General features: G+C 67.1%; 1 protein-coding gene. It reads left to right on the forward strand.

The annotated features are described in order from the left end of the window. Window positions 1–58: 58 nt before the first annotated feature. On the forward strand, window positions 59–13,093 hold the full coding sequence (locus ACSFBC_RS17965; RefSeq protein ID WP_435511700.1) for a filamentous haemagglutinin family protein: 13,035 nt from the start codon (window positions 59–61) through the stop codon (window positions 13,091–13,093). The last annotated feature ends 77 nt before the right edge of the window (window positions 13,094–13,170 follow it).

Raw genomic sequence — 13,170 nt, forward strand, 5'->3', positions numbered from 1 at the left:
TGCCCGAGCGCAGACGGCATCGGCTTTGACATAACCGGACCATCGGCGGGAACCTCACATGACAACACATGCATGCAAAGGCAAGGAATATTCCAAACGCACGGAGGATCGTGTATTGCGCATGGCGCCCATTGCGAGGGCTATTGCCATCACGCTGGCAGCCGGCGGGGTGATCGGCCATGCCCAGGCCCAGCGCGCTTTCAGTCCTGCCTGGTTTGCGGACAAGGGGTCGCTTCAGAACACGGCCTCGCAAACGGGCAGGCTGCCCAACGGCATGCCGGCATCAAGCCTGACAAACCCGGCATTGCAGCAACAGCAGGCGAGCGCGCAACTGCAACGGTCGATCAGCAACCTGACTGTGGCGGCGCAGGCCATTGCCGCCCGGCAGGCTGCGCAGGCCGCGGCACGTGATGCGGCGCTGAAAGGTCCGTCGCCGGTGCCCAACGGCCTGGCCGATGGCGGCCTGAAGGCAGACACCGACAGCCTCACGGCAGGCTGGCACAACGCCAACGCACCCGTGCAGACACTGCAGGCCGACGGCGGCACGAACGTGGCGATCCAGCAGACCGGTGACAAGGCCATCCTGAACTGGGAAACCTTCAACGTCGGCAAGCGAACCACTGTGGAGTTTCAGCAGCAGGCCGACTGGGCTGTGCTCAACCGGGTGAACGATACGCAGGCGAGGCCTTCGCAGATTCAGGGCCAGATCAAGGCCAACGGCACGGTGCTGATCGTCAACCGCAACGGCATCGTCTTCAGCGGCAGCAGCCAGACCGACACGCGCAATCTGGTGGTGGCCGCCGCCAATCTCAGCGATGCGCAGTTCCGCGACAACGGTTTGTACGGTCGGAGTGTCACGTCGGCGACCTTCACCGGTGCCGGTGGCGCCGTGAAGGTCGAGCAGGGCGCGCAGATCGTCACGCGCGAGCCGCAGTCGGTCACCAACGGCGGCGGTTATGTGATGCTGCTCGGCACGGAGGTCGAGAACGCCGGCGAGATCACCACGCGCAAAGGCCAGACCCAACTGGCAGCCGGTGACAGTTTTCGTATCCGCAAGGGCGTGGGCACCGACAGCAACCAGTTCTCCACCACCCGTGGCAGCGAGATCGCGCCGCAGTTCAATGCCGGCAGCACGGCCGGCAAGGTGGGCAACACCGGCCTCATCCTCGCCCGCGAAGGTGATATCACCCTGGCCGGCCGCGATGTGCGCCAGGACGGCGCCACGATCAGCACCACCACCGTCAACACCCGCGGCACGATTCACCTGCTGAACTCGGCCAGTGACACGCTGGGCCAGGTCACCCTGGGCAAGGACGCGGTCACCGCCGTCCTGATCGAAGACGACGGCAAGACCACCGCGCTCGACAGCCAGCGCGACGCGCTGATCAAGGAATCGGCGACGCTGGACCAGCAGCGCCTCAGTGCGGCCGTCCTCGCCGGCGCGACCAAGAACTTCGACAACTACTCCACGCTGTCGGACCGCCGCGACCTCTCGCGTATCGAAATCGTCGGCGGAGGCAGGGTGAATTTTGCAGGCGACAGCCTGACGCTCGCCACCGGCGGCCAGCTTGCGGTGACCGCCAGCAACAGCGCGTCGCTGGGCCAAGGCACGGTCCATGTCAATCAGGGCGCGCAACTGGACGTGTCCGGCGCGGTCGGCGTGCAGATGGCGATGGAGAGCAACAACATCAAGGTCAACGTGCAGGGCAACGAACTGCGCGATGCGCCGCTCAACCGTGACGCGGGCAAGCTGTTCAACCGCAACCTCTGGGTCGACCGCCGCAGACTGACCCTGGTGCCGGCCGGCACCGGGGGCTACGAGTCCGACCGCTGGTACACCGCCGGCGGCCTGCTGGAAGTCAGCGGCTACCTTGGCAACCAGGGCCACGGCATCGGTGAGTGGGCGGCGCAGGGTGGCATCGTCAATCTCACCGCCGACAATGTCGTCACCCAGGCTGGCTCGCGCATCAATCTCGCGGGCGGCACGCTGGATGTCGCCACCGGCTACATCCAACAGACCTGGCTCAAGGGCAGCGACGGCAATCTGTACACGGCGGGCCAGGCGCCGGGCGATCTGGTTTACAGCGGTGTGTACGTCGGCTACGAAGACCAGCATGTGCGCTGGGGCGTTACCGAGACCTACTACAACCCGCTGATCGCTCCGCAGCGGCGGCTCGAAAACGGCTATACCGTCGGCCGCGACGCCGGCAAGCTGGAGATCTCGGCGGCCAACGCGACGTTGGACGGCGACATCAACGCGCAGGTATTCAACAGCGGCCGGCAGATCGACGTGCGGCCGGCGACCGTCGCCGACGCCTACAAGCTGAGCCAGACCCAGGCCGCGATGGCAGGCCGATTGTTGATCCAGACCTACGATCCGACCCTGGACCCCAATTCCGGCAGTCCCCGTCTGCGCCGGATTGTCGATGTCAGCCTGAATGCCGCGCCGCCTGCCGATGACGTGCAGGGCAATTCCGTCTGGCTCAACCTCGACCGCCTCAACGACGCCGGTCTCGGCGGGCTGAGCGTGGTGACGCTCGGCAATCTGGGCATCGGTGGCGGCTTGACGCTGGCGGCGGGCGGGGCGCTCGGTATCGAAGCCAACCTGATCACGCTCGGCGGTGACCTGAGCGCCCGTGGCGGCTCGGTACGCATCACAGGTGGCACCGGACCGTACGGCGAAATAGGCGACCTGACCATCGCCGATGGCATCACCATTGACACCCGTGGCCTGTGGACCAACGCCGCTCTTGATCCTTCGAGCGCCTGGGGCATTGCCTTCCGCAACGGCGGCGCGGTGTCGCTCAACATTGCCGGCGCGCTGGCGCTGGAATCCGGCTCGCGCATCGACGCTTCGGCCGGCGGCGCGGTGCTGGCGGATGGCTCCACGCGGGGTGGCAACGGCGGCAACATCAGCCTGAGCGCCGGCGGCCTCGTGATCGACGGCGGCGGCGAAATCGCCTCCTATGGCTTCGGCAAGGGCGGCAAGCTCACCATCAATACGCCGGCGGCCATTTCCATCGGCGGCACGCTGACGCAAACCAGCGGCCAGCTCGCCGCCGGCGAAGCCGCGCCCTTCGACCTCACCGTGAGCGAAGACTTCACCCTGCCGGCGGGGTCCACGCTGCCGTTCGAGCTGAACGTGTCCTCAGGCGCTTTCCTCCTGCTCGGCGAGCCGGTGCCGCCCGGCGTGACCCTCAATATCTCGTTCAGGAATCCGCAAATCGTCGGACCGAACGGCTGGACCCCGCCCATGGGCGGGGTGTTCGCTCGCGACCCGGTGACGGGCACCCAGGGCTATAGGTCGCCCGGCCAGTTGATTCCGGCCGGTTATCAGGTGATCGCCATCAATAGTGACTTCCCGGCCGGTTATGTCTTGCCGGCCGACGCTTTCACCGCGCCGATTCCGATCTATCCGAAGACGACGACCTATGCCGCCGGTACCGTGCTCGCGGCGGACCTGAGGGTGCGCCCCGGCACCCTCCTCACTCGTGGCATGACCCTGCCGATGGCCGTGCAGGTGCTGCCGGTCTTCGATATCACCGACGCCGACGCTTTCTTCCAGCAGGGCTTCTCGGCCTACAACCTGTCCGGCGCCGCCGGCCTGATCGTGCAGCCCGGCACCCGGATCGATGTGGCCATGCCGGTCTACCGCTACACCGGCGCCAGCCTGGGCACAGGCGCCCCGCAGCAGACGCTGGCCGGTGACGCGCTGGCCGGGGCCGTTGAACTGGCCCTGCCGCCGCTGTTTGCAGAGAATCCCGTCAAAGGCACGCTCAAGCAGCGCGCCGGCGCCGATCTTTCGCTCACCGGCGGCATCCCCGGCGTGGCGCTGCTGGGTGGTGTGGCAACCCCGCTGTCCAGCGGTGCCCTCATCGTTGGTGAGGGTGCTGCCATCCGTGTTGATCCGGGCCACAGCATCAGCCTGACCAGCAAAGGCCAGATTGACGTCGAAGGCAGCCTGGTCGCGCCGGGCGGCAGCATTAGCGTGGTCAACACGCGCACGATCGCTGATGTGTATAGCGCCCACCGCACTGCCTTTCCCAATGACTCCGGCTACGAGAGCGACGACCCCACCGATGCGCTGTCGGTGTGGATCGGCGAGCACGCCGTGCTCGATGCTGCCGGTCGCGCCTATACCGCGCTGGATATCCAGGGCAATCCCTATGGCATCGTGCTGGACGGTGGCTCGGTCTTGCTGGGCGGTGCGGGCGGAAATGATCCCGGCGCCATTGGTGGCGTGCTGTCCACCGCTGCCTATGTGGTGGTGCGCCCGGGTGCGCTCATCGATGTTTCCGGCGCCAGCGCCAGCCTGAGCCTGGGCGATGGCAACGGTGGCCGCGTGCTGCGCGACATCGCCAGCGACGGCGGCGCCATCAGCGTCAACTCCTTCCTGAGCTTCTTCCTCGCCGGTGAAATGCGCGCGCAGGCCGGCGGTGCCGGCGCGGCCGGCGGCAGCCTGGCGCTCGTTCTGGAGTCGCCCCCATACGCAGGGGTTCGCGACGGCAGTACCCGTCCCGGACGTGTCCTCTACGTGACGCAGGATTATGTGCCCGGCGCACTGGCCGACGACCTGAAGCCCGGCGAACTGGACGACGGCTTCGTCCCCGCCCAGGCCCGCATCAGCGCCGAGCAGATCGAGCAGGGCGGTTTCGACAGTCTCTCGCTGTGGGGCCGCTCCGCCATCGCCTTCGACGGCGACGTCAACCTGAGCCTTGGCCGCAGCCTCAGCTTGCAGCAGGGCTTCCTGCAGCAGACCCAGGCCGGCGCCAACGTCATCCTGAGCGCGCCCTATGTGCTGTTTGACGGGGGCACCCTGCTCAGGGGCTACTACAACGGCGAGCCTTGGCCGGCGCCGACCAGGCTGCCCGCCTTTGCCAATGGCGGCACGCTCAAGGTTGAGTCCGGTCTGATGGATCTGCGCAACGTCGTTCGCAGCAACTACGACCAGACCCTCCTGCAAAGCAGCGGCGACCTGCGCTTCCTGGCGAGCACGATGCCGGCGCCCGATGCCGGCCTGGGCGCTAGTGGTACTGGCATCACTGAACTGCGCACCTTCGGCGATCTCGAACTCAATGCCGCTCAGATTTATCCGGCCAGCGGCGTGGTTGCGTATGTCCAGGTCGGCGGCCGGACCAACACCACCCACGGCGAACCTTCGCGGCTTAGCATCCTCTCGACCTCGGCAGGGGATGATCTGCCCGCCCAGCCGTATTCCCTGTTCGGCAGCCTGACCCTGAGCGCCGGCATCATCGAGCAGGGCGGCGTGCTGCGCGCGCCCTTCGGCCAGCTGGCCCTGAACGGCAGGCAGAAAGTGGAACTGCTGCCCGGTAGCATCACCTCCATCAGCACCCGGGATCTGGTGACTCCCTTCGGTGGCACGGTGGATGGCGTGACCTACACCTACAACGGCGCCGCCGCGCCCGCGCCTGACCTGATCAGCGGCGACTGGACCAGCAGCTTCACCGTAGGTGCGCCTACCGTGTACGGCAACACCGGCCTGGCCATCACCTCGCCCTCGCTGGTCAGCGCTGCCGGCTCGCTGCTCGATGTATCCGGCGGTGGCCAGTTCGTGGGCGGTGCCTTCATCACCGGCCGTGGCGGTTCCGTCGATAACTTGCTCAATCCACGCAACGCCGGAGGCAAGGTCTACGCCCTCGTCCCCGGCGCGCAGCCCGGCGTGGCCCCGGTGGCGGGCGGCTACTACAACGCCTGGACCGGCGCCGTGCCAACCATCGGCCAGCAGATCACCATTGCCGACGGCGCGCCCGGCCTGCCAGCCGGCACCTACACGCTGATGCCGGCCAACTACGCCCTGCTGCCCGGCGCCTGGCGCGTCGAACTCGGCGGCCAGACCAGCAACTTCGCCGGCGCGCTGAGGCAGCCCGACGGCTCCTGGGTGACTTCGGGTGTACAGGGCATTGCCAACACCAATATCCGCGACAGCCTCGGCACACGGGTCACGCTGACCGATGGCGCCACGCTGCGCACCTGGTCGACCTACAACGGTCAGACCTACGACCAGTTCCAGCTCGCGCAGGCGACAACCTTCGGCACCCTGAGGCCGATGCTGGCCAGCGACGGCAAGAGCCTGCGGTTCAACGCCCTCATCGCCGCCGACAGCCCCGCCAGCAGCGCGCTGGTCTTCAACGGCAGCGCCGATTTCTCGGCGGCGAAGGGCGGCCTGCCCGGCAGCTTCACCCTGGCCGGCGCCACCGGCATCTCCGCCTACGTCCATGTCACCAACCTCATCATTACCGCGCCCGGCAGCAACACCAGCAACGACGCCCTTACCGTCACCGTTTCCGGCGCCGAGCTGGGCAAGGTGGACGCGCCCAATCTCTACGTGGGCGGCAGGCCCAGCAAGGGTTACGACGCCCCGAACATCGGCCTCAGCGGTGCCAACTGGGCGGACGCCATGCTGGACAACCTGGTCGTGGAAAGCGGGGTGTCGCTGACCGGCGGGCAAGTGGTGCTGGGTGCCAACAAGAAGATCACGATGCAGGAAGGCGCCAGCATCAACACCCTGGGCCAGGGGGTCACCTGGATGGATTCGTCCGCCGGCCTGCTGTTCGGTTCCGCGCCGTCGATCGACGGCAGCTACGCCGCGCTGCTGGTGTCCAACGGCCGGTTCACGCTGGATGCGCCGTCCGGCCTGTTCGGCACCAACATCGAATTGCAGGACGGTGTATCCCTGTACTCCGAAGGCTCCGTCGGTTTCTATTCCGACCTTGGCGTATCGCTGACTGGCAAGCCGCAGATCGGCACGCGCAACCTCTCGCTCGCCGTTCCGTCCTTCAACATCGGCTCCGACACCGCGCTGGCCGCCGCCGGCACGCTGCCGGCCGGCATGAACCTCAACCAGGGCATCCTCGACACGCTGTTCGCCGGCAACCCGGTGCTGGGGGCTCCTACCGTCGAGAGCCTGAGCCTCACTGCCACGCAGTCGATCAACTTCTTCGGCAGCGTCGACCTCAATACCCTTAACCCGGCCACCGGCAAATCGCGCCTGGCGCAGTTCGTGCTCAACAGCCCGGCCATCTATGGCTATGGCAGCGCCGGCGACGTCGTACGCCTGACCGCCGATACGCTGGTCTGGAACGACACCCTGCGCGCCGTCAGCCGCCAGGACGTTTTCGAAACCCGCTACGTTAGCGCGCCTCCCGGCGCGCCGCTGGCGAGCGGACTGGGCAGCGGCAGCTTGCAGATCGACGCCAACACTATCGTCATCGGCAACCCGACGCCGTCCAAGCCGGACACCACCATCCCCTATAACCGCCTGATGCTCGGGTTCTCGGAGGTCAATTTCAACGCCGCCGAACGCATCACCGGCAACGCCAAGGGCAGCATCTCGGTCTATCAGACCGGTGCCGACCCGAGCGTGAAATTCGATCCTGCAACCTACGTCGGCACCGGCGGCAACCTGCGTCTCAACACGCCGCTGCTGACCGGTGCTGCGGGCTCGGTCATCAGCTACTACGTCGGCGGCGCGCTCGACGTAACCGCGCCTGCCGGCCGCACGGCGGCGGTCACCCAGGACATTGGCGCCGAACTGAACCTGCACGCCAACACCATCGACATCGCCTCGGCGGTGGTGCTGCCCAGCGGCAAGCTGACCCTGAGCGCCGATCAGGGCGTGACCCTGGCCCAAGGTTCGCTGCTCGACGTCTCCGGCCTGCGCCTGAGCTTCTTCAACGTGACCCGCGATACCTGGGGCGGCGACATCCGGATCAGCAGCGAACACGGCAGCATCGTGCAGCAGGCCGGCTCGACCATCGACGTCTCGGCGGAACACCAGGACGCCGGCACGCTGCGCCTGAGCGCGCTCGACGCCGCCAACGGCGCCGTGCTGCTTGGCGGCAGCTTGCTTGGCAGTGGCGCCAACGGGTACAACGGCGGCGGCATTGATGTGCGCGCGCAGCGTATCGGTGGCAGCGCCGCGAGCCTGAGCACGGATTTCGCGGCCCTCAACGCGGCATTGAACGGTGCCGGTTTCTTCGGCGCGCGCGCCTTCGATCTGCGCCAGGGCGATCTCGCCATCGGCGACGAACTCAAAGCACACGACGTCGCGGTATCGGTCGATGGCGGCAGCCTCACCGTCAACGGCAAGATCGACGCTTCCGGCGAACGGGCCGGCAGCATCCGCCTTGCGGCGCGCGATGATGTCCGCCTGACCGGAAGCGCCGTGCTGGACGCGCACGGCAGCAAATTGCAGGTGGACGGCTACGGACAGGCCATCGAGGCCAAGAACCGCGGCAACATCGAGCTGACCTCGGCCCAGGGCTGGTTGCGGTTGGGCGACGGCATCACCCTGGACGTGTCCGCGCCGGGCGTGGACTACGGACGGGTGACGCTGAACGCGCGCCGCGCCAGCGAGACCGGCGGCGACATCCTGATCAATGCCGCCGGCCGCGTGAACGTGCGCGGGGCCAAGCGCGTAGCGGTCAACGGTTTCTGGACCTATTCACCCACCGACATCGACGGCAGCATCGTGCAGGACAACGGCGGTACCACGCCGGTGGCCGGCGACGGCAGGCTGGGCTTCGACCAGATCGACGCGCGCAACCAGGTCTTCTACGCCAATGCGCTGGCCAACAGCGCCCTGCAGGCGCGGCTCGCCGGCCTCAAGGCGCAGGGCAGTGCCTACCATCTGCGCCCCGGCGTGGAGATCGTCAGTACGGATGCTTCGAACGGCAAGCTCACGTTCAAGGGCGATCTCAATCTTGCGGGCTATCGCTACGGCCCGAATGCCGGCCGCGATCCGGCTTCGGCCAGCTACGGCGCCGGCGAACCGCTGGCGCTGACCGTGCGCGCGGCGGGCGATCTTGACATCAAGGGAAGCATCACTGATGGCTTCGGGTTGCCGAAGGCGTCACCCGATGACGCTCCCATCCTGCTGTCCGCCGGCCAGACGCTGACTGCCGACTTCACCCTGCCAGACAGCGCGACGCTGGGCGCCGGCACCAAGCTGGGTGCCGGTGTCATCCTGCCCGTTAACGTGGAGCTGCAAGGCGCCGAGGTGCTGCGCGAGGGGCAGGCGGCGATGGTAGACATCACTCTGCATCCGACCACCAGGGATGAATACGGCTCCCTGATCTATGGATTCGGTGGGACCAATGCATCGGGCGAGTTGTTGACCCCGGTCACGGTCGTGGCCGGCCAGGTGGATGACTTCTACTACAACGGCGCGAGCTTCTATCCGGGAGACACCATCTACTATCCCCTGGGCGACAACGCCGTCATCTATGCCGGCACCATCCTGAGTTCGGCGGTGCCCGGCTATGCGGACGTCAAGCTCAAGGACGGGGCGAAAGTGGTGGCCAACAGGGCGCTGCCGCAAGAGGTGAAGCTGTCCGGCGACTACACCCTGGCCGCCGCCCTGACTGCGACCGGCACCATCACCACGATGACCCAGACTTACACCGCGGGCATGACGATTCCGGCCGGAACCGTGCTGCCGAGCGGCACGGCGGTGGGCACAGGCGCCGCCTTGCCGTTCGATTTCTACATCGAGGGCACCACCTGGCAAGCCGGCAATCCCCTGGTGCTTGCCGGCGGCTACACCCTCGCAACCGGTCTGAATGTCCCGGCGGGCACCGTGCTTCCGGCCGGCAGCACAGTGGCCTCGACCGTTTACTCGTCCGCCACGCGGCCGGTGTGGGCGGTGGCGCCGATGCTGGCGGCGGGCAGCGAGTCGGCCTCGATTCGCCTGGTCGGCGGCGCCGATCTCAGCGGCGCCGATACGCGCACGCTGCTGTCGACAGCGGCGCTGCATGGTGCCGGCAACCTCACCCTGAACGATCCGCGTATCGATAACACGGCAAAGCTCCCGATCTTCAGCGTGCTGCGCACCGGTACCGGTGACCTCGACATCCTCGCCGGCGGCAATTTCTCGCAGGCCTCGCCGTTTGGCGTCTACACCGCGGGCACGCAGCTCGACCTGCCTTCCGGCAACGAAGCCTTCACGCCGGCCCGGCCTCCTCTCATCAGCGGTGGGTCCAGCATCACCGGCATCGCGGACTACGACGCCGCGCTCAATGCGCGCACGACCTGGTTCCCGGACCACGGCGGCGACCTGCTGATTGCAGTGCAGGGCGACCTCACCGGCAACGTCTGGAGCAATGATGGTGGCACCGGCGGCGCCAATAACTACGACGTGCCCGCCTGGCTCTGGCATCAAGGCGCGGCCGAGATGGGGCACCCGCCGGCCTGGTCGATCAACTTCGGCACCTTCGTGTCGGCAGGCGGCCGCTACAACGAGTCGACCTCTAAGCTAGACCCGGTGGTGCGGGTCGCCGGCTTCACCGGCTTCGGTGCGCTGGGCGGCGGCAACGCGACGCTGCGGGTCGATGGCGACGCGGGCCTGCTCCAGACCTACAACCAATACATGCAGTCTGGCCAGACGCTTCAGACCAGCACCGGCCTGATCGTTGCCGTCGGTGCCACCGGCCGCGTTACGCAGGTCACCACCACGCGAGATGGCGCGGTCACCGGCGGCACGCTGGTGCAGACCGGCGGCGGAGACCTGACCCTGAAGATCGGCGGCGGCCTCAATGCCGTGCAGGCCAGCCTGAGCAACGCGAGTGCAATGATGGGCACGCTGACCAACCTGCGTGGCGACATGAATGTGTCGGCGGGCGCGATCGGTGGCCTCAGCCTGGGTTATGGCACCAAGGCCGCACAGGACCCGCGCGGCGTCGATGTCTACACGGCCCAGCGCGTGAATCAATACCAGTCCGGCCCGATCGTGGTGCCGGGGGATGGCGCGGTGAACTTCCAGAGCCGTGGCGATCTGGTGATGAGCGAGTTCCAGGACGCGCCCATGCTCCTTCCGCCCGTCCGCCAGAGCAGCCTCCGTTGGGTCTACAGCTTCTACGGCAGCTTGCTGGACTACCCGGGCAAGGCCGGTGGCGTCGACTACAACTGGTTCTCGCTGTGGACGCCGGCGACCGCTATCTCGTTGTTCTCGACCGGTGGCAACTTGGTGCCTTTCGTTGGCGGTTACGGCAGCAAGCAGTATCTGCCTGCGCAGTTCGAGGCGGTGGCGGGCAGCGGCAGCATCTACTATGGTTCGGAGTCCAGTAATCAGCCGGCCACCATCGAGTTGCTGCCCTCGGCCACCGGCCAGTTGCAACTGCTGGCGATGGACTCGATCTACGCGACGGCGCGCGCATCCGGCCTCACGCTGGGCATGTCGGGCGCCCAGGCCGGCCTCAACGACCTGCCCAACCCGTTCAAGCCGGCCTGGACGCTGCTGCCGCCGGGTTACAGCAGCGGTGCGTCGGGCGTGATCATTGATCCCAACTGCCTCTGCGGCACCAATACGCTGCTGACGATTTCACCGCCGGCCTTCGACGGCGAGCCTTCGACCTACACCAGCAGCGTGGGCTACTTCGCCTTCCAGGGACCGGATACGCCGACAGATGTCCTGCATGCCGGCGACCTTGAGCCGATCCGCTTCTACGCCGTGAACGGCGACATCGTCGGCGCGGTGCTGGGCCGCATTGCTGGGGGCGATGGCACCCCGGTCACCTACATGGTGGCGAAGGCGATGCAAGTCCATGCCGGGCAGGACATCGTTGGCTTCGGCCTGCTGGGAGCGCCAGGCGCTTCCGGCAATACCGGCAGCTACCTCATGAACGCCAACGCCACCGACGTGTCGACGCTCGAGGCGGGCGGCGACATCTTCTACGCCAACGTCAAGATCGCCGGGCCGGGCACGCTGGAAGTGACCGCCGGCGGCAACCTCTACCAGGGCAACAATGGCAGTCTGGTCAGCATCGGCCCGGTGATTCCCGGCGATACGCGCCCCGGTGCCGACATCGTGGCGCAGGTGGGTTTCGGCACCGCCGGTGCGGACTACGCCACGCTTGCCAGGCTGTATCTCGATCCGGCCAACCAGGCCAACCTGGAACTGCCGCTGGCCGAGCAGAGCGGCAAGGTGGCGTACACCTACGACGAGGAACTGGCCGCGTGGCTGCGGGAGCGTTACGGCTTTGATGCGGCGGACGCTTCCGCTGCGCGGTCTTACTTCGATGGCCTTGCCCCCGAGCAGCAGCGCATCTTTCTGCGCACGGTGTACTACGCCGAGCTGCGCGCCGGCGGCCGCGAATACAACGATCCGGACAGCCGCCGCTTCAACTCCTACCTGCGCGGCCGGCAGATGATCGCCATGCTGTTCCCCGAGACCGACGCCCAGGGCAACGCGATCGCACGCGGCGGCGACCTCATCCAGTTCGGCGCCTCGGGCATCCAGACGCAGTTCGGCGGCGACATCCTGGCACTCGTGCCGGCCGGACAGATCATCATCGGCGTGCAGGGCGAGGCGCCGCCCGCAACCTCGGGTCTCATCACGCAGGGCGCAGGCGACATCCAGCTCTATAGCCAGGGCAGTATCCTGCTCGGCCTGTCGCGCATCATGACCACGTTCGGCGGCGACATCCTGGCCTGGTCGGCCGAAGGCGACATCAACGCCGGCCGCGGCAGCAAGACCACCTTGGTGTACACGCCGCCCAAGCGCACCTACGACCAATGGGGCAACGTGAAACTCTCGCCGCAGGTGCCGAGCACCGGCGCCGGCATCGCGACGCTGAACCCGATTCCGGAAATTCCGCCGGGCGACGTAGACCTGATCGCGCCGCTGGGCACGATCGACGCGGGCGAAGCCGGCATCCGGGTCTCGGGCAATGTGAATCTTGCCGCGCTGCACGTGGTCAATGCCGAGAATATCCAGGTGCAAGGCGAGGCCATGGGCATCCCGACGGTGGCTGCGGTGAACGTGGCTGCGCTGACCAATGCCAGCGCGGCGGCGAGTTCGGCGGCTACGGCGGCGCAAGACGTGCTGCAGCGCGAGCGCGCATCGGCCCGACAGAGCCTGCCGTCGATCTTCACGGTGCGGGTGCTGGGGTTTGGCAGTGAATCGTTGGACCCGAGTGACAAGAGCGAGACCTCGCCATCGAGCGGAAATTCGTCGAAGCCGGTCAACTACGACGCATCGAAACTCTTGCAACTCGTAGGCAATGGCAAGCAATTCGATCCCAAGCTAATGGCGCGGCTGACCAGCGAAGAGCGCCGAGCATTGCAAGGGCGCTAGTCCTCAATCACCGCGCTTCTCTGACCTGTTCCCCGCTCTTGGCGGGGAACAGGCTGGGGAACCCTTTGCCCGCGATC

The organism is Variovorax frigidus (assembly GCF_051216515.1).
Taxonomy (GTDB): Bacteria; Pseudomonadota; Gammaproteobacteria; order Burkholderiales; family Burkholderiaceae_C; genus Variovorax.

Excerpts from the sequence above, each read along its gene's own strand:
- ACSFBC_RS17965 (WP_435511700.1), top strand. The coding sequence starts at position 59 with ATGACAACACATGCATGCAAAGGCAAGGAATATTCCAAACGCACGGAG.